This is a genomic window from Azonexus sp. MM2026_4, assembly GCF_055901855.1.
Genome location: NZ_CM148380.1, coordinates 3731273 through 3755159, shown reverse-complemented (window position 1 = coordinate 3755159; position 23887 = coordinate 3731273). Strand labels below are relative to the sequence as shown.

23 protein-coding genes are annotated in these 23887 nt (G+C 63.3%); 14 read left to right on the top strand and 9 right to left on the bottom strand.

The window, feature by feature from the left end; translation table 11 throughout:
• Positions 1-20: 20 nt before the first annotated feature.
• From gap (AC0KWY_RS17665) to fba (AC0KWY_RS17635), 7 genes are all read left to right on the top strand, one after another.
• On the top strand, positions 21-1049 hold the full coding sequence (gene gap / locus AC0KWY_RS17665; protein ID WP_474026791.1) for a type I glyceraldehyde-3-phosphate dehydrogenase: 1029 nt from the start codon (positions 21-23) through the stop codon (positions 1047-1049).
• A 204-nt stretch (positions 1050-1253) separates the two neighbouring features.
• Entirely contained in the window at positions 1254-2882 is a 1629-nt protein-coding gene (locus AC0KWY_RS17660) for a methyl-accepting chemotaxis protein (protein ID WP_474026790.1), read from the top strand.
• A gap of 180 nt (positions 2883-3062) precedes the next feature.
• Complete coding sequence (locus tag AC0KWY_RS17655; RefSeq protein ID WP_474026789.1) at positions 3063-4127, top strand: type I glyceraldehyde-3-phosphate dehydrogenase; 1065 nt, start codon at positions 3063-3065, stop codon at positions 4125-4127.
• A 16-nt stretch (positions 4128-4143) separates the two neighbouring features.
• Positions 4144-5328, top strand: coding sequence for a phosphoglycerate kinase (locus AC0KWY_RS17650; RefSeq protein WP_474026788.1), 1185 nt, complete (start codon positions 4144-4146; stop codon positions 5326-5328).
• A gap of 5 nt (positions 5329-5333) precedes the next feature.
• Positions 5334-6425 (top strand): diguanylate cyclase, encoded by a 1092-nt coding sequence (locus AC0KWY_RS17645; RefSeq protein WP_474026787.1) that lies wholly within the window; start codon positions 5334-5336, stop codon positions 6423-6425.
• Between the two features lie 45 nt (positions 6426-6470).
• Entirely contained in the window at positions 6471-7910 is a 1440-nt protein-coding gene (pyk, locus tag AC0KWY_RS17640) for a pyruvate kinase (protein ID WP_474026786.1), read from the top strand.
• A 45-nt stretch (positions 7911-7955) separates the two neighbouring features.
• Entirely contained in the window at positions 7956-9020 is a 1065-nt protein-coding gene (gene fba / locus AC0KWY_RS17635) for a class II fructose-bisphosphate aldolase (RefSeq protein ID WP_474026785.1), read from the top strand.
• A 529-nt stretch (positions 9021-9549) separates the two neighbouring features.
• Here fba (AC0KWY_RS17635) and AC0KWY_RS17630 read toward each other — a convergent pair.
• Positions 9550-9801: a hypothetical protein gene (locus AC0KWY_RS17630; RefSeq protein WP_474026784.1), complete on the bottom strand. Its 252-nt coding sequence runs from the start codon at positions 9799-9801 to the stop codon at positions 9550-9552.
• Between the two features lie 117 nt (positions 9802-9918).
• Between AC0KWY_RS17630 and AC0KWY_RS17625 the strand changes: the two genes are divergently transcribed.
• Together AC0KWY_RS17625 and AC0KWY_RS17620 are read left to right on the top strand one after the other, a co-directional pair.
• On the top strand, positions 9919-10281 hold the full coding sequence (locus AC0KWY_RS17625) for a hypothetical protein (protein ID WP_474026783.1): 363 nt from the start codon (positions 9919-9921) through the stop codon (positions 10279-10281).
• 720 nt (positions 10282-11001) lie between these two features.
• Positions 11002-11316: a hypothetical protein gene (locus AC0KWY_RS17620; protein ID WP_474026782.1), complete on the top strand. Its 315-nt coding sequence runs from the start codon at positions 11002-11004 to the stop codon at positions 11314-11316.
• A 399-nt stretch (positions 11317-11715) separates the two neighbouring features.
• Here AC0KWY_RS17620 and AC0KWY_RS17615 read toward each other — a convergent pair whose 3' ends face one another.
• A complete protein-coding gene (locus AC0KWY_RS17615; protein WP_474026781.1) occupies positions 11716-12609 on the bottom strand; it encodes an IS110 family RNA-guided transposase in 894 nt (297 codons plus the stop codon).
• A 127-nt stretch (positions 12610-12736) separates the two neighbouring features.
• Here AC0KWY_RS17615 and AC0KWY_RS17610 point away from each other — a divergent pair, with 127 nt between their 5' ends.
• The 5 genes from AC0KWY_RS17610 (at position 12737) to AC0KWY_RS17590 (ending at position 16071) form a co-directional block, all read left to right on the top strand.
• Positions 12737-13381, top strand: a complete 645-nt coding sequence (locus AC0KWY_RS17610) for a hypothetical protein (RefSeq protein WP_474026780.1) — start codon at positions 12737-12739, stop codon at positions 13379-13381.
• Positions 13382-13465: 84 nt separating this feature from the next.
• On the top strand, positions 13466-13861 hold the full coding sequence (locus tag AC0KWY_RS17605; RefSeq protein WP_474026779.1) for a hypothetical protein: 396 nt from the start codon (positions 13466-13468) through the stop codon (positions 13859-13861).
• Positions 13862-14420: 559 nt separating this feature from the next.
• A complete protein-coding gene (locus AC0KWY_RS17600; RefSeq protein WP_474026778.1) occupies positions 14421-14807 on the top strand; it encodes a DUF6896 domain-containing protein in 387 nt (128 codons plus the stop codon).
• Positions 14808-14926: 119 nt separating this feature from the next.
• The gene (locus AC0KWY_RS17595) at positions 14927-15370 is read left to right on the top strand and encodes a hypothetical protein (protein WP_474026777.1); all 444 of its coding nucleotides are present in this window, start codon (positions 14927-14929) and stop codon (positions 15368-15370) included.
• Positions 15367-16071: a hypothetical protein gene (locus AC0KWY_RS17590; RefSeq protein ID WP_474026776.1), complete on the top strand. Its 705-nt coding sequence runs from the start codon at positions 15367-15369 to the stop codon at positions 16069-16071. Before AC0KWY_RS17595 ends, AC0KWY_RS17590 begins: the two co-directional genes overlap by 4 nt.
• A 111-nt stretch (positions 16072-16182) precedes the next feature.
• Here AC0KWY_RS17590 and AC0KWY_RS17585 read toward each other — a convergent pair whose 3' ends face one another.
• The 7 genes from AC0KWY_RS17585 to AC0KWY_RS17555 form a co-directional block, all read right to left on the bottom strand.
• On the bottom strand, positions 16183-16845 hold the full coding sequence (locus AC0KWY_RS17585) for a phosphoglycolate phosphatase (RefSeq protein ID WP_474026775.1): 663 nt from the start codon (positions 16843-16845) through the stop codon (positions 16183-16185).
• Positions 16842-17546: a ribulose-phosphate 3-epimerase gene (rpe, locus tag AC0KWY_RS17580; RefSeq protein WP_474026774.1), complete on the bottom strand. Its 705-nt coding sequence runs from the start codon at positions 17544-17546 to the stop codon at positions 16842-16844. The genes AC0KWY_RS17585 and rpe overlap by 4 nt, the downstream gene beginning before the upstream one ends.
• 87 nt (positions 17547-17633) lie before the next feature.
• A complete protein-coding gene (fba, locus tag AC0KWY_RS17575) occupies positions 17634-18671 on the bottom strand; it encodes a class II fructose-bisphosphate aldolase (RefSeq protein ID WP_474026773.1) in 1038 nt (345 codons plus the stop codon).
• The gene (locus AC0KWY_RS17570) at positions 18662-19879 is read right to left on the bottom strand and encodes a phosphoglycerate kinase (protein ID WP_474026772.1); all 1218 of its coding nucleotides are present in this window, start codon (positions 19877-19879) and stop codon (positions 18662-18664) included. The genes fba (AC0KWY_RS17575) and AC0KWY_RS17570 overlap by 10 nt, the downstream gene beginning before the upstream one ends.
• A 10-nt stretch (positions 19880-19889) precedes the next feature.
• Positions 19890-20894 (bottom strand): type I glyceraldehyde-3-phosphate dehydrogenase, encoded by a 1005-nt coding sequence (gene gap / locus AC0KWY_RS17565; RefSeq protein ID WP_474026771.1) that lies wholly within the window; start codon positions 20892-20894, stop codon positions 19890-19892.
• 46 nt (positions 20895-20940) lie between these two features.
• Positions 20941-22974 (bottom strand): transketolase, encoded by a 2034-nt coding sequence (gene tkt, locus AC0KWY_RS17560; RefSeq protein WP_474026770.1) that lies wholly within the window; start codon positions 22972-22974, stop codon positions 20941-20943.
• Positions 22975-23006: 32 nt separating this feature from the next.
• Positions 23007-23879: a phosphoribulokinase gene (locus AC0KWY_RS17555; RefSeq protein WP_474026768.1), complete on the bottom strand. Its 873-nt coding sequence runs from the start codon at positions 23877-23879 to the stop codon at positions 23007-23009.
• Between the last annotated feature and the right edge of the window lie 8 nt (positions 23880-23887).

The window sequence follows — 23887 nt, the reverse complement described above, 5'->3', positions numbered from 1 at the left end:
CGCAGAGAGGAAATAGATCCATGGCTATCAAGGTTGCAATCAACGGTTTCGGTCGTATCGGTCGCTGCACGCTGCGCGCCATTTACGAACAGGGATTGCAGAACGAATTCGACGTCGTCGCCATCAACGCCTCCGGCGACCTGGCGACCAACGCCCACCTGCTGAAGTACGACACGACGCACGGCCGCTTCGGCACCAGCGTCGAAACCGAAGGTGAAAACTGCATCATCATCGACGGCAAGAAAATCGCCTTCTACTCGACCAAGAACCCCAAGGACATCAACTGGGCCGACCACGGCGTCGACGTCCTGCTCGAATGCACCGGCGCCTACACCTCCAAGGCCAAGGCTCAGGCGCTGCTCGAACAGGGCGCCAAGCGCGTGCTGATCTCCGCCCCGGGCGGCGACGACGTCGACGGCACCATCGTCATGGGCGTCAACGAAGGCATCCTGACCCAGGCGATGACGGTTGTCTCCAACGCCTCGTGCACGACCAACTGCCTGGCCCCGGTGGCCAAGGTGCTGTCCGACGCCATCGGCATCAAGTCCGGCCTGATGACCACGGTGCACGCCTACACCAACGACCAGGTGACCGTCGACGTCCGCCACAAGGACCTGCGCCGCGCCCGCGCCGCCGCCGCCAACATCATCCCGACCAAGACCGGCGCCGCCAAGGCCGTCGGCCTGGTGCTGCCGCAACTGGTCGGCAAGTTCGATGGTTTCGCGCTGCGTGTGCCGACGATCAACGTCTCGCTGGTTGACCTCACCTTCACCGCCGAGCGCGCCACCACCAAGGACGAAATCAACGCGCTGATGACCGCCGCCGCCAACGGCCCGCTGAAGGGCATCATGGCGGTCAACACCGAGCCGCTGGTGTCGTCCGACTTCAACCACACCACCGTCTCGTCGACCTTCGATGCGACCCAGACCCGCGTCCTCAAGGCCGAAGACGGCTCGACCCTGGTCAAGGTGCTGGCCTGGTACGACAACGAGTGGGGCTACTCCTGCCGCATGCTCGACGCCGCCCGCGCCTGGATGGCCGCCAAGTAAGCGAGACAGGCCCAAGGAAACCGCCGGCAAGCCGGCGGTTTTTTTTCGCGCATGGAATGCCATCTGCTTATAATCCCCTTCAGCAAGCTTTAATCCGTTCGCTGCAGAATTAAGCTGCAATCGCATCATTCCCACGCATTGCCAAAAAAACAAAGCATTCGCAATGCTGCAGCCAGACAAAAATTTGAAACATCAGGAGGATTCATGAGCTGGTTCGACAATCTGTCACTTCGCTACAAGCTGTTGATCAATTTTCTCGCCAGCGGTGGCATCCTGATCGCTGCCATCGTCTTTTCCGTCGTCGAATTGCGTTCAGCGAGCGAAGACATGGCCGAGGTTGCCGGCAACAGCCTGCCCTCGATCCAGGCCATCGGCGAAATCAGCCAGCTCCGCCTGCGTTACCGGGTGCGCAGCCTTGAATACATGCTGCCCGACACCCCCGAAGCCAAGGCCAAGCTGGCCAAGGACATGGAAAAGCTCGACGACAAGCTGCGCGACGCCTTCGCCAGATACGAAAAACTGATTTCCAGCGACAAGGAAAGGGAGGTCTACAAGGCTGCTATTGCCGCTGCCGACGACTACAAGGCCAGCGTCGAGAAGGCGGTGGCGCTGACCTTGGCGGGCGATGAAGCCGGCGCCCAGCAACTACGCAAGACGGAATGGGTCAAGAACGCCAACAAGCTACGCGACCGTACCGACGAACTGACCGAGATCAACCGCCAGGTGGCCGATGCGCTGTCCGAACAGACCCAGAAAGATCTTGCCAGCGGGCTCACCGGGGGCATCACCGCATTGATCGGCGGCACCCTGATGGCGCTCCTCGTTTCCTATGTTGTGGCGCACCGCATGGGCGGACAGCTTGACCAGGCCGTTGCCGCGACCGAACGCATTGCCGATGGCAACCTGACCGGCGAGGTGCCGGACGGCGGCGCCGACGAAATCGGCAAGCTGCTGCGGGCAGTTGCCAACATGCAGCAATCGTTGCGCACCGCCATTGGCGAATCCTTGCGGGGTGCGACCAAGGTTCTCGAAGCCTCAAAAATCCTCAATCATTCGGTGCAGATGATCGACGAATCGGCCTCCATCCAGAGCTCCGCGGCCTCGGCCATCGCCGCCAACGTCGAGGAACTGACGGTCTCGATCAACCATGTTTCCGACAGCACAGGGGAAGCTGCCCGCCTCGCCGGAGAATCGGACAACCAGGCCAACCAGGGACGCAATGCCATCGACGCGCTGGTCGGACGCATCAACCAGGTTGCCGATGTCGTGCGCACTGCATCCGGGCAGATCACCAACCTCAAGAGCGAATCCGAGAAAATTTCCAGCATCGTCTCGGTGATCCGCGACATTGCCGACCAGACCAACCTGCTTGCCCTGAACGCCGCCATCGAAGCCGCCCGGGCGGGTGAAAGCGGCCGCGGTTTTGCCGTCGTCGCCGACGAAGTGCGCAAGCTTGCCGAACGCACTTCGGTATCCACCGGCGAAATCGGCAAGATGGTCAATGCCATCCAGCAATCGACGGGGCAGGTGGTCAGCGGCGTTGCCCAGGGCGTCCAGCTTGCCGACAGCAGTGTCGAACTGGCGCAGCAGGCAGGCACCGCAATCGCCCAGATGCGCGTGATGGCACAACAGGTCGCCGAGGTCATCCGCGAGGTCGACAACGGGTTGCGCGAGCAATCGACGGCTTCCACCGACGTTGCGGTCAGGATCGAACAGATCGCCACCCAGTCGGAAGAAGCCAGCGCCATCGCGCACGAAACGTCGCAGGCCTCCGAAACGCTCGACAACACAGCCCGCCAGATGCAGGCGGCGGTATCCCGCTTCCGGATCTGATACGCAGGCGGATCGGACGACGGCATAACCCGGCCCGGGCTGATTGAAGAACCGGGACGGGTTGGCCGCAGGCCTCAGCGGAAGTACACGCCGGATTCAGACATCCTGACCGTTTAACGATGTTCAGCCCGTCGGCATCGCGGTAAAATCGAGGCTTTATTCCTGCGCCACAACCGGCCCGTGCCTGCGCCCTTTCCCGCGACCTCCCCGCCCTTGCGTCTCGCCATCAACGGCTACGGCCGTATCGGTCGCTGCTTTCTGCGTGCGCTGCACGAATCGACCGCCAACCGGCGTTTCGAAGTGGTCGCCATCAACGAGCCGGCCAACCTCGACAGCATCGCCTACCTGACCCGCTACGACTCGACGCACGGCCGTTTCCCGGCCGAAATCGGGCTCGGCGAAGCGCGCCTGTTCATCGACGGCCAGCCGATCGCCGTCAGCCATGCGCGCACGCCGGAGGCAGTCGACTGGGGCGAGCACGGCATCGACCTGCTGGTCGAATGTTCCGGCGCCTACGGCCGGCGCGACGAGCTGACGCGCTTCCTCGCCGCCGGCTGTCCGCGCCTGCTCCTCTCGCACCCCGGCCACAGCGCCGACGATGTCGATGCCACCATCGTCGCCGGCATCAACCAGCACACGCTGGACGGCGGCCAGCGCCTGGTTTCCGCCGCCTCGTGCACGACCAACGCGATCGTTCCGGTGCTCGACCTGCTCGACCGCGAAATCGGCATCGAACAAACGCTGCTCACCACGCTGCACTCGGTGATGAACGACCAGCCGTTGATCGACGGCTACCACCACGACGACCTGCGCCGCACGCGTTCGGCGATGCAGTCGATCATACCGGTATCGACCGGCCTGGCGCGCGGCATCGAGCGCCTGCTGCCGCAACTGGCCGGCCGCGTACACGCCAAGGCGATCCGGGTGCCGACGCTGAACGTCTCGGCGATCGACCTCACCGTGCACACCCGCCAGGCGGTTTCGGCAAAGACGATCAACCGGCTGCTCGCCGACGCCGCCGCCGGCCCGCTCAAGCGGCGGCTGGCCTGGTCCGACCAGGCGCACGCGTCGATCGACTTCAACCACGACCCGCACTCGGCCATCGTCGACGGCAGCCAGACGCGCACCGCCGGCAGCCACCTGCTGAATCTCTTCGTCTGGTTCGACAACGAATGGGGATTCGCCAACCGCATGCTCGAAGTGGCCGACCACTGGTCGCGCCACTGGACCGATCACCAACAATAACCCCTTGGAGAAGACCATGAACGTCATCAAGCTGACCGACCTCGATGTTTCCGGCAAGCGCGTATTCATCCGCGCCGACCTCAACGTGCCGCAGGACGAAGCCGGCAACATCACCGAGGACACCCGCATCCGTGCCTCGCTGCCGTCGATCCGCTACTGCCTGGAAAAGGGCGCCGCGGTCATGGTCACCTCGCACCTCGGTCGCCCGACCGAAGGCCAACTCACCCCGGAAGACAGCCTGATGCCGGTCGCCGTGCGTCTCGGCCAGATGCTGCATCTGCCGGTGCGCCTGGTCGCCGATTGGGTCGATGGCGGTTTCGAGGTCAAGCCGGGCGAGGTCGTGCTGCTCGAAAACTGCCGCGTCAACAAGGGCGAGAAGAAGAACAACGACGAGCTGGCGCAGAAGATGGCCAAGCTCTGCGACATCTACGTCAATGACGCCTTCGGCACCGCCCACCGCGCCGAAGCCACCACCCACGGCATGGCCAAGTACGCGCCGGTTGCCTGCGCCGGCGTGCTGATGGGCGCCGAGATCGACGCCCTGTCCAAGGCGCTGCATGAACCGAAGCGCCCGCTGGTGGCGATCGTCGGCGGCTCCAAGGTGTCCTCCAAGCTGACCATCCTGCGTTCGCTGGCCGACAAGGTCGACCAGCTGATCGTCGGCGGCGGCATCGCCAACACCTTCCTGCTCGCCTCCGGCAAGCGCATCGGCGAATCGCTGGCCGAGCCCGACCTGGTCAAGGAAGCGCACGCCATCATGGACATCATGAAGGAACGCGGCGCCGAAGTGCCGCTGCCGACCGACGTCGTCGTCGCCGACGAAGTCTCCGCCCTGGCCCGTGCCAACAAGATCTGCATCGACGACGTCAGCGCCCACGACCGCATCCTCGACGTCGGCCCGAAGAGTGCCGTCAAGCTCGCCGAGATCGTCGCCAACGCCGGCACCATCGTCTGGAACGGCCCGGTCGGCGTCTTCGAACTGCCGCAGTTCGCCGGCGGCACCAAGATGCTGGCCTCGGCCATCGCCCACTCGGAAGCCTTCTCGATCGCCGGCGGCGGCGATACGCTGGCCGCCATCGCCAAGTTCAACATCGCCGACGACGTCGGCTACATCTCGACCGGCGGCGGCGCCTTCCTCGAATTCCTCGAAGGCAAGACGCTGCCGGCGATTGCCGTCCTCGAACAACGCGCCGCCGGCTGAGCGCGATGAACGATAAACGCCGCATCCTGATCGCCGATCCCTCGCGGGTTGCCAGGACGGCTCTCGTCAAACTCCTGCGCGAGGATTTCGACATCCGCGAGGAAGGCGACGGCGAATCGGCCTGGCAGACCCTGGTGCTCGACGCCTCGATCGTCGCCGTCGTCTCCAGCATCAGCCTGCCGCGCCTGAGCGGTTACGAGCTGCTGTCGCGCCTGCGCCAGAACCGCCTGCGCCGGCTCGCCGACCTGCCCTTCTTCCTCCTCATCTCGCAGGACGAAACCGCGCCCAACCGCGAAGAAGCGAAGGAGCGCGGCGTCAGCGATTTCATCGTGCGCGGCGATAACGCCGACGAGATCCGGCGCCGCATCGGCCGCCTGGTCAACTGGGACATCGACGCCGATCCCGACGACGCCGAACACCTGGCTGCGTTCGGCAACCGCACCCTGGCCTGCCGCCACCTGTGCAACCAGATGGCGGAAATCACCGAACCCGACACCTGGTCGGCGAGCGTGCTGGCTTTCGGGCTGGAAAGCGAATCGGCGATCAGCGAGCGCTTCGGGGCGGCGGTCATGCACGACATCGGCCAGCGTTTCGCGCGGGTGATCCGCGCCAAGCTGGGCCACCGCGACCTGATCGCCCACCTCGACGGCTCGACCTACGTCGTCGCCTCGCCCGGCACCAGCCCGGCGACGGCGATCGCTTTCGCCCAGCGCGTGTGCAGCGCCCTCGGCGAAAGCAGCATCCGGATCGGCGACGCGACGATGAAGGTCGCCGTCAGCGCCGGACTCGCCGCGCTGCCGACGGAGCGCGGCAAGTCGGCAGCGCAGTTGATCGAAATGGCGGTCAACCGCCTCGAACTCGCCCGCCAGACGCCGGGCGGCCAGGTGGTCAGCAGCGACCCGCCGACCGACGACCCCTTCGCCCGCATCCAGGCCTTGCTGCGCCAGGAAAACAACCGCGAGCAACTGGGCGAAACCGGCCAGCAGTTGCTGCCCATCCTGCGCCTGCTCGAACAGCAGTTCCACTTCGGCCTGCCGCTGGCGCAGATGGAGGAACAGCTCCGGAAATACACCACCCCGCCGCCCGACCGGGAATGAAGCGGCGCCGCACCGCAAAATAAGCATCCACAGACAGGAAGAGACATGACCCGCCATACCAAGATCGTCGCCACCCTCGGCCCCGCCTCGTCGTCTCCGGAAGTTCTGGAACGCATGGTGCAGGCCGGCATCGACGTCGTCCGCATGAATTTCTCGCACGGCACCGCCGCCGACCACAAGGCGCGCGCCGAAGGCATCCGTGCCGCCGCCGCCAAGCACGGCCGCGTCGTCGGCATCCTCGGCGACCTGCAAGGGCCGAAGATCCGTGTCGGAAAATTCGAGAGCAGCCCGATCACGCTGGTCGCCGATGCCCATTTCATCCTCGACGCCGCCTGCCCGCTCGGCAATCAGGAGCGGGTCGGCCTCGACTACAAGGACCTGCCGAAGGACGTCGTCCCCGGCGACATCCTGCTGCTCGACGACGGCCGTCTCAAGCTCACGGTCGAAGCCGTGCGCGGCACCGAAATCCACACCCGCGTGCTGGTCGGCGGCGAACTGTCGAACAACAAGGGGATCAACCGCCAGGGCGGCGGCCTGACGGCGCCGGCGCTGACCGCCAAGGACATGGACGACATCAAGACCGCCGCCGAGATCGGCGTCGATTTCGTCGCCGTCTCCTTTCCCAAGAGCGCCGCCGACATGTACATGGCGCGCCAGTTGCTGCGCGCCGCCGGCAGCGAGGCGGTACTGATCGCCAAGATCGAACGCGTCGAAGCGGTCACCAACATGGCCGAGATCCTCGATGCCTCCGACGGCGTCATGGTCGCCCGCGGCGACCTCGCGGTCGAAGTCGGCGACGCCGCCGTGCCGGCGCTGCAGAAGAAGATGATCCGCATGGCGCGCGACAAGAACAAGCTGGCGATCACCGCGACGCAGATGATGGAATCGATGATCCATTCGCCGGTGCCGACCCGCGCCGAAGTCTCCGACGTCGCCAACGCCGTCCTCGACGGTACCGACGCCGTGATGCTGTCGGCCGAAACCGCCGCCGGCAAGTACCCGGTCGAAACCGTCGAATCGATGGCGCGCATCTGCGTCGAAGCCGAACGCTCGGCCGAAGTCACGCTCGACCGCGAATTCCTCGACCGCGTGTTCACCCGCATCGACCAGTCGATCGCCATGGCCGCCATCTGGACCGCCCATCACCTCAAGGTCAAGGCGATTGCCGCGCTGACCCAGTCCGGGTTGACCGCGCTGTGGATGAGCCGGCTCAACTGCGGCGTGCCGATCTATGCGCTGACCCCGGATGCCGCCGCGATCGGCCGCATGGCCCTGTACCGCGAAGTCCGCCCGCTGCTCATGCAGCAGCAGCACACCGAGCGCGACCAGTTGCTGGCCGAAGCCGAAGCCCTGCTCATCGAACGCGGCATCGTCGACCGCGGCGACCTGATCGTGCTCACCATCGGCGAACCGATCGGCAGCATCGGCGGCACCAACACGCTGAAGATCGTGCGCGTCGGCGAGCATCTGCCGACCCGTCCGTAATAAAATAGCCGGCTAATTCAGCGACCCAACTTTCCAGGAGTTCCCATGCCGCTCGTCTCCCTGCGCCAATTGCTCGACCACGCCGCCGAACACGACTACGGTCTGCCCGCCTTCAACGTCAATAACATGGAGCAGGTCTGGGCCATCATGGAAGCCGCCAGCCAGCTCGACGCGCCGGTCATCATGCAGGCCTCGGCCGGCGCCCGCAAATACGCCGGCGAACCCTTCCTGCGCCACCAGATCCTCGCCGCCCTCGAAGCCTATCCGCACATCCCCATCGTCATGCACCAGGACCACGGCCAGAGCCCGGCGGTATGCATGGGCGCGATCAGGTCCGGCTTCTCGTCGGTGATGATGGACGGCTCGCTGGAAGCCGACGGCAAGACCGTCGCCAGCTTCGAATACAACGTCGAAGTGACCCGCAAGGTCACCGAGCTGGCGCACAGCATCGGTGTCTCGGTCGAAGGCGAACTGGGCGTGCTCGGCTCGCTCGAAACCATGAAGGGCGACAAGGAAGACGGCCACGGCGCCGAAGGCACGATGACCCGCGAGCAACTGCTGACCGACGTCGAGCAAGCCGCCGACTTCGTCCGCCAGACCAACTGCGACGCGCTCGCCATCGCCATCGGCACCAGCCACGGCGCCTACAAGTTCACCAAGAAGCCGACCGGCGACATCCTCGCCATCGACCGCATCGCCGAAATCCACGCCCGCATCCCGAACACCCACCTGGTGATGCACGGCTCCTCCAGCGTGCCGCAGGAACTGCTCGCCGAAATCCGCGAATTCGGCGGCGACATGAAGGAAACCTACGGCGTGCCGGTCGAGGAAATCGTCAAGGGCATCAAGCACGGCGTGCGCAAGGTCAACATCGACACCGACATCCGCCTCGCGATGACCGGCGCCATCCGCCGCTACATGGCCGAAAACCCGGGCAAGTTCGACCCGCGCGACTACCTCAAGCCGGCCCGCGAAGCCGCCAAGAAAATCTGCCTCGCCCGCTTCGAAGCCTTCGGCTGCGCCGGCCAGGCAAGCAAGATCAAGCCGCTGGCGCTGGACAAGATGGCCGAACGCTACGCCAAGGGCGAGCTGAACCAGATCGTCAAGTAAGCCGGATTTTCAGGCCCCACGACAAACAGCCACCTTCGGGTGGCTGTTTTGTTTGGTCGCTGGACGCCGGAACCGACTTAACTGCGTCACGCTGCCCGATCATGGCAAAGTCTCAGCCCGGCCAGCAGCGGGCCTTCAAGAAAACACGTGCATAGCCGACGTTGGCTGCGTCCATATGATCAGTCATTGATAAGGAGCCCCACTCGAGATAATCTTCATGTCATTCAAAAACCCAGAGGCCGTTCAGAGGCGTCCGTACCATTCTCAATCGCCCGAATCTTTTTGCCTCTGCATGCAACCAGCCACAGAAGGAATGAAAGGCAGAAATTCATGCTCGGCGTGTTGGGGTTCCGTATCGGATTGGATATCAACTGCCCGCATGGCGGCTATTCATCAAGTTACTGCCGAAGACGGTGGACGCGAACGATCCAAGGCGCTCTTGAGGCGCCCCCCTAAAATCTGCCAAGTAGTTGAAACAACATGAATCTGGTTTTTTATGCAGCCTATAAGACGGATTGTTTTCCGTTGGTTAGGTTCCACATTTAACGTTCGGCGTCACCGGCGCTGCTGCTATTGCCGCGCCAATCGCGGTTTCGTAGCCCCAGTCTCCGGGCGACCCGAAGGCTTTTGCCAGCGGCTTGCCATCCACCACATGTGCCAGCACGCGCAGTAGGGCGGCCGCATCGCGCAGCGTCTGGTCCTCTTCGGCCGTGGTGGCGTTCACGTTGCGCACCTCGGCGGCTTTGTTGCGCAGAGCGGATGCAAGTTGTCCTGTTTCCATCGTTTTCTCCTTTGTCAGTGAGCGCCGAACACAGCGCTCGTTCGGACCTGCGCGAAAAGCCGCGCAGGCCGCACAGCTAAGCGTTAGACCTCTCTATCAACTCGAACCGGGAACGCTATGGCTGAGAAACCCAAAAACTTTACGATCAAGCCGGATGGAACTATGTCAATGAAGATCGCCCCGGACGGATCAATCACCGCTTCGTCAGATAAACCAGTCACTCTGGACTTGGGAACGATCAAATCGGTTAGCGTAGAAAATCTCATTGATGTCGAGGCTCATGAAATTAACAGGGTCTTTAATTCCACGTCTCATTACATCAAGTTTTTTGGAGGGGGAGAGGTCCGTTTCTCCTACAACTCCAAGGGACAATTAATTGAGTTATCCGGCAAAGAGGTTCTAACAACTATTATTAACGGTGACCAAGTAGTGTTCAGCCGCAGGACCATGTCTGAGTCGTCTAGCAGTGGGAAGCCATGACTTCGAATAGTGGTCGCTGTAGTCAGCGTTCGAGGTCTCTCAAGAAACACCTCTTAAGTGATTGATTTTTATATTAGTCAATTTTCACTATGACGTTTAAACCACGTGGGGAAATGCTGTTTCTTCGGGGCGATTTGCGGCTTCGGCCCGATTACTTCGCTAACTTTGCAGTCGAGCGGACCTGCGCAAAAAGCCGCGCAGGCCGCTCACTTTCACGTTGGGCCTCTTAGGAAATCGTCCCTTGCTCCGTCCGAATACAAGAGTCATCCTTCGCAGCTTCAACGGCACATTGCTGCCTCCGTCAGCCTGCATTCCGGACGAGAACTATTGGCGGCTTATTGATGAGAGCGGAACTGTGATTGAGACAGCGAATGCCAGAAATCGTGTACTCGTCCAGTTCGATAAGTCGATTAGTGGTCGCGGACTCATTTGCCACAATCCTGTCCCGAATTCCCTATACATCTTGGCAACTGATCTTGAGGCGCTTACATGAAAGCCTCCTTCGTCCCTTTGGCTTCCGGCAGTGGAGCACTCTTGGAAACGCCTGTGCAGTCGCTGTTCTTAGGTGGCCTTGTCCGCGCAAAGTCGCAGCCTGTCGCACCGTTCCGCCGAGGCCCAACCCATCATTCCACTGGACCTGCGCGAAAAGCCGCGCAGGCCGGTGAATTCAGACGTTATGCGTCTCTCTCCACGGCGCTCTCCTAACCTCGCGACGTCCAAGTGCTAGAGCTGCTGGAATCTCTGTCGTTTGTTTCGGGCGCATTCTTTATTGCGGTGCTTTCCGTAGTCATCGCCCTGTTTTCCGGGCGGCTCGAAAATCGCTTTGCCCGCTGGGCGGCGGCTATCGCAGTGCCGGTCCTGCTCGCTTACTTGCTCTACTGGTCGCCTGTTTGGCTGGGCGCTGACGCATCGGAATACTCTGCTTGGTCCCTCGCGTTCATCGTTCCGTGGGGTCTGGTTGGTGCCCTTGCATCTATTGCTGCGGTCATCGCAGTGAGACAATATGCCAATGCCAAGAGAAGCCGAGACGCATAACCTTTCAGTCGAGCGGACCTGCGCGAAAAGCCGCGCAGGCCGCTCACTTCCTACAAGGGCTTCCCCGTTTTCCGCAAGCGGCATTCTGAATTTTTATCGTTTCATTCCTGATCCTGTTTTCCTGCGATTCATCCATTCCTGCCGTGTCGGTGCGAGAAGGTGAAGGACTGCGGTACTACAACCGGTCATCTTGGGCTTTTGCCCGGACCCTGATGAAAGACGCGCGCGGGGGCCTCATTCGTTAGCCGAGAGTGACTTCCTCTCCTGGAGGTAATCAGGCTCTCCCCGCGCGGGTCCAACCCGCTTCACATCAACGCTGGCAGTGCTTCGCTGGTCTTGGGCTGCCAGCGATCAGCCGGTGATTCCTTTCCTGTTTTTCCCTACAGACGATTTTGTGGTTCAGGCAGTCTCTTCGATGCGTCGGAAATCGTCGCCGTAGTGCAATACCGCCCAGGCGAGCCGCAGGTTCTTGGCGGCAATGGCAACCGCCGCTTTCCAGTAACCCCGTCGTTCGACCAGGTTTCTGGCCCAGCGACTGAAGCGATCGTGCTTGTCGCCCAGTCCGGCGAGAACGGCGCGGGCGCCCATGACGAGCAGACTGCGCAGGTAGGCGTCGCCCGCCTTGGTGATCCTGCCCAAGCGGGCCTTGCCGCCACTGCTGCATTGGCCGGGAACGAGCCCGGCCCAGGCGGCGAGTTGCCGACCGTTCTTGAAGTCGTGGCCGCCGCCCAGGCTGGCGACCAGGGCGCTGGCCGTGGTCGGGCCGATGCCGGGGAGTTGCATGAGTTGTCGGCTTCTGGCGTCCTGGCGGGCGGCCTGGGCAATGGCTTTGTCGTATTCCTCGATGCGTTCGTTGAGCCGGTCGGCGTGTGCCAGCAGGTCGCCGACACAGCGATTGGCCCAACCGGGAAGTGCTTCGAGATGGGCGCCGATTTCCCGGCGCAGGCGTTCGACTTTCTGCGGCAGGACGATGCCGAATTCACTGATCAGGCCGCGCAAGCGGTTGTAGAGCGCGGTGCGTTCTTCGACAAAGCCTTGCCGGGTACGGTGCAGGCAGAGGATGGCTTGTTGATCGACATCCTTGACCGGCACGAAGCGCATGTTGGGCCGGGTAACGGCTTCGCAGATGGCGGCAGCGTCGGCCACATCGTTCTTGCCGCGTTTGCCGCTCATGCCCAGCAACTGGCTGCGAGCCACCTTGGGCTTGATGAAAACCGCTTTGCCGCTCTGGTCAACGCCATGCAAAGCGAATACATTCTTGGCGAGATCAATGCCGACGGTGACAATATCCATGGACTTCCCCTTTCGAGCGAATGATTTGGTGTGGAAACTCAATCATGGCAGCTACCGCTGCCGGCGGCTTCCGCCGCTACCTCGGGACGGGGAAGTCCCTTTCATTCGTTAGCGATCAAAAAGCACCATGTCCTCACTAATCTTCTACTCGGACGCAGATCAGGTTTTAGTTGCCACCGACACCCTTGCGGTTTCGGCTGACGGGGCACCCTTTATGTTTGTGACGAAAGCCAGCTACATCCCGCATCTGAGAACAATAGTGGCGGGAACCGGCGCTGGTGGGTTCGCTAATGGCTGGGCGCTACAGGCCAGCACGCGGATGATTGCGCGAGGAATACATAATCTTAATTTCCATACTCCCGACGCCCTCAGAGATAGCTGGAATTCTTACAAGGGCGAGTACTCGTTAAGCGCCGACTTCACAACTACGGTTTACCAATTCGGCATAAGTGAAGAGACAGACCAAGTAGTTGGCTTCGCGTACCGATCCACAAACAATTTCGTGTCGGAGGCGCTTGGATATGGTGTTGGGGTAAAGCCAGAGTGCAGTGTCCCCGAAGGCAACCTCATGGAACTCATCCCGTCGATGATGAACGAGCAACGCGATATTCAAAGCAAGGCAACAAGCGGCAAGAAAATACATATCGGTGGGGAAATCTATGCACTGCATCTTACGCGCCAAGGTTGCACATCGTTCAAGATGGCAGAGTTCTCTGACTTCAAAAACCACGAGGCCGCAATTTTCGAGAGTCACGAAAAGAGCAAGCGCTAACCATCGCTTCCAGCCGACGTCCCGGCCTCCGCGGCTTTGCCGCTCTAGCTGGGCCGCGGCTGAAGCGGGGCGTTGGGCGCCTTGATGGTAATTCGCAACTTGAAGCTCCAGCAGCTATTTGCATTCGTAGGGATCGTGCTGTTTTCCGCCCTCGGTTTTTTGGTTGCCTTGGCGCTGAACGGCCTTGCCTATCTACCTTGGGGTAATTGGCATGCAGTCTTCAATATCGCTCTCCTATTCTTGGTCCTTGGTGCCTATTACGGTGCAGTTCTTGGCCTAGATTCTCGAGCCGGCGTTTCAAAGCTAGAGCACCCTGTTCTTCGTGCTACGCTCTGCGGTGTATTAGCTTCTACGGCTGTACTGTTGGTGCAATCGTGGCCTCCGCATACATTCAACATAGCGGGGCCTGTTACTGGTTTTTTTATTGGAGCCGTGCTTGGTTGGTTCGGCTGGTCATGGGCAAAGTTCATCGACTTTTAATGGTTTTCACAACCCCCAACAGTCCGCGCCACCAGACCGTCGGCCAGCTTCGCTGCCCGCCGTCCGGTGAGCTTCAACGTTGGGCGTCATAAGTCTCGCGCTCATGCTCGACCTTCTCCTAGATCTCAGCGACCTTTCACGAGCAGCCGTCGTAAAGCTACTTCGAGGCCTTTGGTGGCTCGGCTGGGACTTCTGCGTTCGCACCGTAGGCTGGTCGATTGGCTGGGTCTTTCTCCGAGCAATCACCCTTGGCCGATTTCCCAAAGAAGAAATCAATCAGTTGGATAATGCTCCTTGGTTTCTGGGTGTGCTGGTGGAGATATTGGGGCTAGTGCTGCTCGCCACCTGCATATTCGCGGTATCGCATGCTTGGCCACGCCTATGACCACTCAAGAGACTCTTTGCTCAATTCCGCAACCGGGTACTTTCAGGTCGTACATGTTCGCAGTTTCCAGTCCTGTGGCATCGTCACCGCTCCTGACGCCCAACCCTACGCTCGAGGGGACCGCCGGCAAGCATAGCTTGCCGGCGGTCCCCGTCCGCTACGACGTTATGCATCATGAGTCCCTCGCGCATTGAACTCGTCCGCCGTGCAATTCCTCTTTGGTACGCCAACTTAGCGTGGGCGAAGGAACTCCTGGTCCACGCATTCAAGTTGGCGACGGCAGAAGACATTCTCTCGCCCACTCACCGGCACACGCAGCAAATTCCTAATACCTGCTGGTTCATCCGTCCTCACGGTATTGGCGTCGATGTATTCAAGACACCGGAAGTCGGTGGGATCGATTTCGACTTCGACAAACCACATCCAGACGCGTGGCGGTTGTCTCTCTTTATCATCCGCCAAGTAAATGATGGGCAGCTTCCCTATGATCTCTATCGAGAGCTAGTTAACGATGAAGAGCTCTTGAAGCAAGCGGTGAAAGAGGCGTTAAGTGGTGCATAACCCTGCAGTCAAGCGGACCTGCCGAACACACGCGTTGGCTTTCCTGTTACCGCGTCGCACTGCAGTCCGCTTACCTCCTACAAGGGCTTCCGTTGGGCCCCATAGCGTCGAGACTTCGAATGCACATCGAGAAGAAGAAACTCCCCAAAGGCCTAAGCTATCCTCTTCGCGCGTCTGCTGTGGAGGCAGCTCTGTCCGGTTTGGCTATCGCTGCCGATGCACATCTCATTCAGGGTAGTGGGGGCAAATTGTTTGAGTGTTTCTTCTGGCCACCTAACCAAAATGTGCCCTATGAGCGGCTGTACATTCGCACAGCCGCCGTCCCCGAGGCGAGCGCGAACGAAGCTCGTCTTTTCGTCGAAAAATCGGTTATTCCTGAGTTTTCCGCATGGCTTAAAGGCATCCTGGCCTTAGCGCCCAATTCCACAATTCGCCGCGAGGAGCAGTATTTGAGCTTTCTCTTCCGTAGCTATTTGAGGCCCAACCCGGCAGTCGCGCGGACCTCCGCAAAATGCCGCGCAGTCCACTCATTTCAACGCTGCCCGCCGGGAAAATCAGTGTGAACCATTTGCTGAAATTGGCTTTACTGGCAGGCACTCTGGCTTTCACCTCCTTGTCCTCGCTGGCCAGGACAGCGGTCGCGACCGTGGCCAAGCTTGCCGACATGTACCACATCAAGATCGTCACGGTTGAACAGAGCCTTATCCCATTGCATCCCGACAAGGGATTCTTTCCAAAGATTCGTCGCGAGGTTGAGTTCATCACCACCGGCCCAGGAGAGAAGATCACCGTTGCAGGCCGTGAATATCAACGCTTTGTCATCAATCGTGATGTTGTCACGGTCTTGGACAATTGCATCTATTCCGAGGGAGAGGTTCGGCTTTCCGAGAAGTTTGGCGAATTGATCGTCGAAGGCAAGCTTTCGGCCAAGCACTCCCATTACACCAATCATTCCGGACACTACAAAGACGTGCAGTTCTTGCATCCGGCAATCGTCGCGCTGGACAAGAATGTCGTTCTGAGTTCAATTCCGGATTCATACGTGACCGCAACAGGGACCTTTCCTTCCGGTCAACGAGCGTTTGTTTCAAATGGCGTAACTTACGAGGCAGTTGATTTGTGCGCCCCCAGGGACGACGCGCCGACAGACATTGTGGCGCAGGTCATCGTTCCAACGGGCGAGCCGCGCAAGCCATTTCTCTACGTTCTTCGCAAGACGGGGGAAGCGAGGAAGAGCCGTTGGTGTGGGCCGTGTGGGTCATAGTGGCGCTTTCCCAAGTCGCCAATTTCCGCCTCGGGTCGGACTGAGGCGTTCGTCCTCCGACCAGCCCTGACTGCGATCAATCACGAAATGGGCACTCTTTTCGCGTGAGCCTCAAGCGCTGTGCGCCAGCCGCAGCGCCACCAGCAGATCGGCGACCAGCGCGTCGCAGTCGGCGGCGCGCAGCGGCTCGCCCTCGTTGTAGCCGTAGGGCACGCAGTACACCGCACAGCCGGCGTTGCGGGCGGTTTCGATGTCGTGCTTCGAATCGCCGATGTGCAGGTTGCTCGCCGGCGCGCAGCCGAGCGCCGCGCAGGCATGGAGCAGCGGCGCCGGGTGCGGCTTGCGCTGCGGCGTCGTGTCGCCGGAGACGACGGCGGTGAAATAGTGGGCGATGCCGGTGCGTTCGAGCAGGACTTCGGTGAACGCCGCCGGCTTGTTGGTCACCACGGCCAGCGGCAGGCCGGTGGCGTGCCAGGCGGCGAGGCCTTCGCGGACGCCGGGAAAGAACTGCGCCTGGCGCCCGTTGACCGCCGCGTAGTGGCGCTGGAAGGCGGCAATGCCCTGCGCCTGCAGCGCCGGATCGGGTGCTGCTTCCCAGGTCAGGCAGCGTTCGACCAGCACCGCCATGCCACGCCCGACGAAACGCCGGATTTCATCTTCGCTGCGCGGCGGCTGGCCAAGTTCGGCGAGCATCAGGCGACAGGCTTCGGCGAGGTCGGCAACGGTGTCGAGCAGGGTGCCGTCGAGGTCGAAGGTGATCGAGCGGAATTTCATGGGCGGTCCTTGAGCGCCGCGCGCAGCGCGGCAATGATCGTATCGTAGCGGTGCGGGTCGTCGTCGCGACCGGCGCCGAATACCGCCGAACCGGCGACGAAGGCATCGACGCCGGCGCAGGCGATCTGCGCAATATTACCCGGATTGACCCCGCCGTCGATTTCGAGGCGGATGCGCCGGCCGCTGTCGCGCTCGTAGGCATCGAGCTTGGCCCTGGCCTGGCGCGCCTTGGCCAGCGTGCCGGGGATGAACTTCTGGCCGCCGAAGCCGGGGTTGACGCTCATCAGCAGGACGACGTCGATCTTGTCGAGGACGTAGTCGAGATGGTCGAGCGGCGTCGCCGGGTTGAACACCAGGCCGGCCTGGCAACCGCCATCGCGGATCAGCGCCAGCGTGCGGTCGATGTGCTCGGAGGCTTCCGGGTGGAAGGTGATGAGGTTGGCGCCAGCCTTCACGAAATCGGGGACGATGCGGTCGACCGGCTTGACCATCAGGTGCACGTCGATCGGCGCCGTCGTGCACGGCCGGATCGCCTCGCAGACCAGCGGGCCGATGGTCAGGTTGGGGACGTAGTGGTTGTCCATCACGTCGAAGTGGATCCAGTCGGCGCCGGCGGCGATGACGTTGGCCACTTCCTCGCCCAGTTTGGCGAAGTTGGCGGAGAGGATGCTCGGGGCGATGATGAAATCACGGGCGGACATGGTTGCGCTCCAGAAAAAAGGGAAAAAAAGACCCCGACGAGCGGGGTCGAAACGACGCAAGGGCCGTGCAGAGTTCGGTAATGCGGTTCAGCGATAGGCGGCGGCCATCCTTTCCAGCGACAGCGGCTTGATCTTGCTCGCCTGCCCGGACGAACCGAAGGCTTCGAAACGCAAGCGACAGATGTCGCGGGCGGCCACGACGGCAGCCTTGAGGAAGGCGCGCGGGTCGAATTCTTCCGGTCTTTCGGCCATCGCCTGGCGCATCGCACCGGTCATCGCCAGGCGGATGTCGGTGTCGATATTGACCTTGCGCACACCATGGCGGATGCCCTCGACGATTTCCTCGACCGGCACGCCGTAGGTTTCCTTGATCGCCCCGCCGTAGCGGCGAATCACCGCCAGCCATTCCTGCGGCACGCTGCTCGATCCGTGCATCACCAGGTGGGTATTGGGAATGCGCGCGTGGATCGCCTTGATGCGGTCGATGGCGAGGATTTCGCCGGTCGGCGGCCGGGTGAACTTGTAGGCGCCGTGGCTGGTGCCGATGGCGATGGCCAGCGCATCGACGCCGGTTTTGGCGACGAAGTCGGCGGCTTCGTCGGGATCGGTCAGCAGTTGCGCGTGGTCGAGCTTGCCGGCGGCGCCGATGCCGTCTTCCTCGCCGGCCTCGCCGGTTTCCAGCGAACCCAGGCAACCGAGTTCGCCTTCGACCGAGACGCCGATCGCGTGCGCCATCTCGACCACCTTGCGCGTGGTGTCGACGTTGTAGGCGTAGCTGGTCGGCGTCTTGCCGTCCTCGCCCAGCGAGCCGTCCATCATCACGCTCGAGAAGCCGCTGCGCATCGACTGCTGGCAGACCGCCGGCGAGGTGCCGTGGTCCTGGTGCAGGCAGACCGGAATCTCCGGATACTGCTCGATCGCCGCTTCGACCAGCTTCCTCAGGAAAGGCTCGCCGGCATATTTGCGGGCGCCGGCCGAAGCCTGCAGGATCACCGGGCTGTCGCAGGCCGCCGCCGCCTGCATGATGGCGTGGATCTGCTCCATGTTGTTGACGTTGAAGGCGGGCAGGCCGTAATCGTGCTCGGCGGCGTGGTCGAGCAACTGGCGCAGCGAGATCAGAGCCATGCGTTTTCCTTTCGCGGATGCTGGCGGGTCGCCGCCGCCACGAGCGCGGCGACGGCGGGCAGCGGCTTGCCTTCGAGGAATTCGAGGAAGGCGCCACCGCCGGTGGAGATGTAGTCGATGCGTTCGCCGACGCCGAACTGGCCGATCGCGGCCAGCGTGTCGCCGCCGCCGGCCACCGAGAAGGCCGGCGAATCGGCGATGGCGCGGGCCAGCGCCGCGGTGCCGGCAGCGAATTGCGGGAACTCGAAGACGCCGAGCGGCCCGTTCCAGACGATGGTGCCGGCACCCTGCAGGATGCCGGCAATCTCACGCGCGCTGCGCGGGCCGACGTCGAAGATCATCTCGTCGGCACCGACCGCGTCGACCGGGCACAAGCGGGCCTCGGCGTTCGCCGAGAACGCCCGGGCGACGACGACGTCCTCGGGCAGCGGAACGGACGCGCCGCGCGCCGCCATCATGGCCATGATCGCCCGCGCCTCATCGACCAGGTCGGGCTCGGCCAGCGACTTGCCGATCGGCTTGCCGGCGGCGAGCAGGAAGGTGTTGGCGATGCCGCCGCCGACGATCAGGCGATCGACGCGGGCGGCGAGCGAACGCAGGATGGACAGCTTGGTGGACACCTTGGAACCGCCGACGATCGCCACCAGCGGCCGGCGCGGCGCTTCGAAGGCCTGGCCGAGAGCATCGAGTTCGGCGGCCAGCAGTGGGCCGGCGCAGGCCAGCGGCGCGTAGCGGGCGACGCCTTGGGTAGTCGCCTCGGCGCGGTGGGCGGCGCCGAAGGCGTCGTTGACATAGACGTCGCAGAGCGCGGCGATGCGTTCGGCGAGCGCTGGATCGTCGGCCTTCTCGCCGACGTTGCCGCGGCAGTTCTCGAGCAGGACGATCTGCCCGGGCTTGACGCTCCAGCCGTCGGCCAGCCAGTTCTTGAGCAGCGGCACCGGCCGGCCGAGCGCTTCGGCCAGGCGTTCGGCGACCGGCGCCAGGGTGTCGCCCGGTTGCAGCGCGCCCTCCTTCGGACGGCCGAAATGCGAGGTCACCATCACCGCCGCGCCGGCGTCGAGCGCCAGCCGCATCGCCGCCAGCGAGGCGACGATGCGCGTCTCGTCGGTGATCCGCCCGGCGTCGTCGGTCGGCACGTTGAGGTCGGCGCGGATCAGTACCCGCTTGCCGGCAAGCTCGACCTCGGTCATGCGCAGGAAAGTCGTCATCGCCGCCCCCTCAGTGCGCGACATGGCGCGCCAGGCGCAACATGTTGCAGGTGTAGCCGTACTCGTTGTCGTACCACGAGACGACCTTGACGAAGCTGGGATCGAGCGCGATGCCGGCCTCGGCGTCGAAGATCGACGGTTGCGGACAGCCGCGGAAATCGGTCGATACCACCGCCTGGTCGGTGTAGGCGAGGACGCCCTTGAGCGGTCCGGCGGCGGCTTCGCGCATGGCCGCGCAGATCTCGGCATACGACGCGCTGTGCTCCAGTTCGACGGTCAGGTTGACCACCGAGACGTCCGGCGTCGGCACCCGGAAGGCCATCCCGGTCAGGCGCCCGGCCAGCGCCGGAATCACCTTGCCGACGGCCTTGGCGGCGCCGGTCGAGGACGGGATGATGTTGTCCAGGATGCCGCGCCCGCCGCGCCAGTCCTTGCCGGACGGGCCGTCGACCGTCTTCTGGGTGGCGGTCGCCGCGTGCACCGTGCTCATCAGCCCGCGCTTGATGCCGAAGCGGTCGTTGAGCACCTTGGCCACCGGCGCCAGGCAGTTGGTCGTGCACGACGCTGCCGAGAGAATCGCCTGGCCGGCGTAGCTGTCGTGATTGACACCATAGACGAACATCGGCGTGTCGTCCTTCGACGGCGCCGACTGCACGACCTTGCGCGCCCCGGCGGCAATATGCGCCTGGCAGCTTTCCTGAGTGAGGAAGAAGCCGGTCGCCTCGATCACCAGATCGACGCCGAGTTCGCCCCAGTTCAGCCGGGCCGGGTCACGTTCGGCGCTGAGCCGGATGCGCCGGCCATCGACCAGCAAGTCCTTGCCATCGACGACGACCTCGCCACCGAAGCGGCCATGCACCGAGTCGTGTTTGAGCAGATAGGCGAGGTAATCGGCATCGAGCAGGTCGTTGATGCCGACCACCTCGAGACCGGAAAACTCGTCTTCCTGGGCGATGGCGCGCAAGGCCATGCGTCCGATACGGCCGAAGCCGTTGATTGCCACCCGTATTGGCATGGGTTGTCTCCTGATTTTGAATGGAAATCGGTGGCTGCCGGGGCGCTCAGAAGTCGCCGTCGCTGCCGCTCTCGCGGGCGATGGTTTCGACGACGACGCTCGCCAGATGGGCGGCGGTCAGCTTGAAATGTTCGTAGAGGACGGGCGCCGGAGCGGAGGCGCCGAAGCTGTCGATGCCGACCACTTCGCCGACCAGGCCGACGTACTTGCGCCACGGATCGGGATGCGCCGCCTCGATGGCGATGCGCACCACGTCCGGCGGCAGCACCGCCTTCTTCCACGCCGTCTTCTGGCGGTCGAAGCGTTCGCAGCAAGGCATCGAGACGACGCGCACGGCGACACCGTGGGCGGCCAGTTCGCGCTGCGCGGCCAGCGCGATGCCGACTTCCGAGCCGGTGGCGAGGATCACCGCCTGCAAGGGGCCGTCCGCCTCGCGCAGGACGTAACCGCCGCAGGCAATCTCTGCCGCCCGGCCGGGGCGGTCGCCGCATTGTTCGAGATTCTGCCGCGACAGGAACAGGGCGCTCGGCCCGTCGCGGCGTTCCAGCGCCTCGGCCCAGGCGACCGCCGTTTCCAGTTCGTCGCAGGGACGCCAGACATCGAGGCCGGGGATCAGGCGCAGGCTGCCGACGTGCTCGATCGGCTGGTGCGTCGGGCCGTCCTCGCCGAGACCGATCGAATCGTGGGTCAGGACATGGACGACGCGCTGCTGCATCAGCGCGCTCATGCGGATGGCGTTGCGCGAGTAGTCGGAGAAGACGGCGAAGGTGCCACCGTAGGGAATCAGCCCGCCGTGCAGGGCGACGCCGTTCATGATCGCCGCCATGCCGAATTCGCGCACGCCGTAGGACAGGTAGTTCGGCGTCTTGTCGCCGGCCGCGTGCCAGGCGACGCTGCCTTTGCCGGCGGTCAGGTTGGAGCCGGTGAGGTCGGCCGAGCCGCCGAGCAGTTCGGGAACGCGGTCGATCAGGAAATCGAGGCAGTTCTGCGACGACTTGCGGCTGGCGATGCCGCCACTCTTCGCTGCCGCCTGGGCGAGCAGTTCGCCGCGGATTTCCGGCCAGGCTTCCGGCAGGCCGCCGGCCTGGGTGCGCTCGAATTCGGCGGCCACTTCCGGATAGGCGGCGCGGTAGGCGGCGAAGCGCTGCCGCCATTCATCTTCCGCCGCCGCGCCGCTGGCGCGCGCGTCCCAGGCGGCGCGCAGCGCCTCGGGAATTTCGAACGGCGCGTGCGGCCAGCCGAGCGCGGCGCGGGTGGCGGCGATTTCCGCGGCGCCGAGCGGCGCGCCATGCACGTCGTGGCTGCCGGCCTTGTTCGGCGAACCCCAGCCGATCTGCGTGCGGCAAACGATCAGCGTCGGCCGGCCGCGCGACTGGCGGGCCTCGGCCGTCGCCGCGGCGATGGCAATCGGATCGTGGCCGTCGAGCGGGCCAATGACGTCCCAGCCGTAGGCTCGGAAACGGGCGACGGTGTCGTCGCGGAACCAGCCTTCGACGTGGCCGTCGATGGAAATCCCGTTGTCGTCGTAGAAAGCGACCAGCTTGTCCAGCCCCCAGACACCGGCCAGGGCGCAGGCTTCGTGGCTGATCCCTTCCATCAGGCAACCGTCGCCAAGGAAGACCCAGGTGCGGTGATCGACGATGGCGTGCCCGGGGCGGTTGTAGCGCTGGGCGAGCAGCTTCTCGGCGAGCGCCATGCCGACCGCGTTGCTGATGCCCTGGCCGAGCGGCCCGGTGGTCGTCTCGACGCCCGGCGTGTGGTGGACTTCCGGATGGCCGGCGGTCTTGCTGCCGAACTGGCGGAAACGCTTGAGTTCATCGAGCGGCAGGTCGTAGCCGCTCAGGTGGAGCAAGGCGTAGAGCAGCATCGAGCCGTGGCCGTTCGACAGCACGAAGCGGTCGCGGTCGGCCCACTGCGGGTTGGCGGGGTTGTGGCGCAGATGGTCGCGCCACAGGACTTCGGCGATGTCGGCCATGCCCATCGGCGCGCCAGGGTGGCCGGATTTGGCTTGCTCGACGGCGTCGATGGCGAGGAAACGCAGGGCGTTCGCCAGGTCGCGGCGGAAGGTGGTGGTCGTCATGTCTCTCTCCATGGCTGAAATATCCGTCCGTCTCAGGCGCGCCGCTTCTGGTCCATCAGACGCAGGATCATCGGCGTGAAGATCATCTGCATCGCCAGCCCCATCTTGCCGCCGGGCACGACCAGCGTGTTCGGGCGGGTCATCATCGAGCCGTGCAGCATGTTGATCAGGTACTGGAAGTCGATCCCTTTCGGGTTGGCGAAGCGGATCACCACCATGCTTTCGTCGGCCGACGGGATGTCGCGGGCGATGAAGGGGTTGGAGGTATCGACGATCGGCACGCGCTGGAAATTGACGTGGGTGCGGCCGAACTGCGAGCAGATGTGGTTCACGTAGTCGGGCATCCTGCGCAGGATGGTGTCGACCACGGCTTCCTGCGAGTAGCCGCGCATCTTCTGGTCGCGGTGCAGTTTCTGGATCCACTCCAGGTTGATGATCGGCACGACGCCGACGCAGAGATCGACCTGGGCGGCGATGTCGATGCCGTCGCCACTCCAGGCGCCGTGCAGTCCTTCGTAGAACATCAGGTCGGTAGCGGCCGGGATGTCCTGCCAGGGCGTGAAGGTGCCGGGCTCCTGCTGCCAGGGCGCGGCCTCGGCGGCGTCGTGCAGGTACTTGCGCACCTTGCCGCGGCCGTCCCTGCCGTAGCTCCTGAAGAGGTCCTGCAGTTCTTCGAGCAGGTTGGCTTCCGGGCCGAAGTGGCTGAAATTGACGTTGCCCTGTTCCCCCTGCGCCTTCATCTCGGCGCGCATCGACAGCCGGTCGTAGCGATGGAAGGAATCGCCCTCGACGATCTGGGCGTTGATCTTCTCGCGCCGGAAGATGTGCTGGAAACTCTGCATCACCGTGCTGGTGCCGGCGCCGGACGAACCGGTGATGGCGATGATCGGATGTTTGACGGACATGGCGGGAA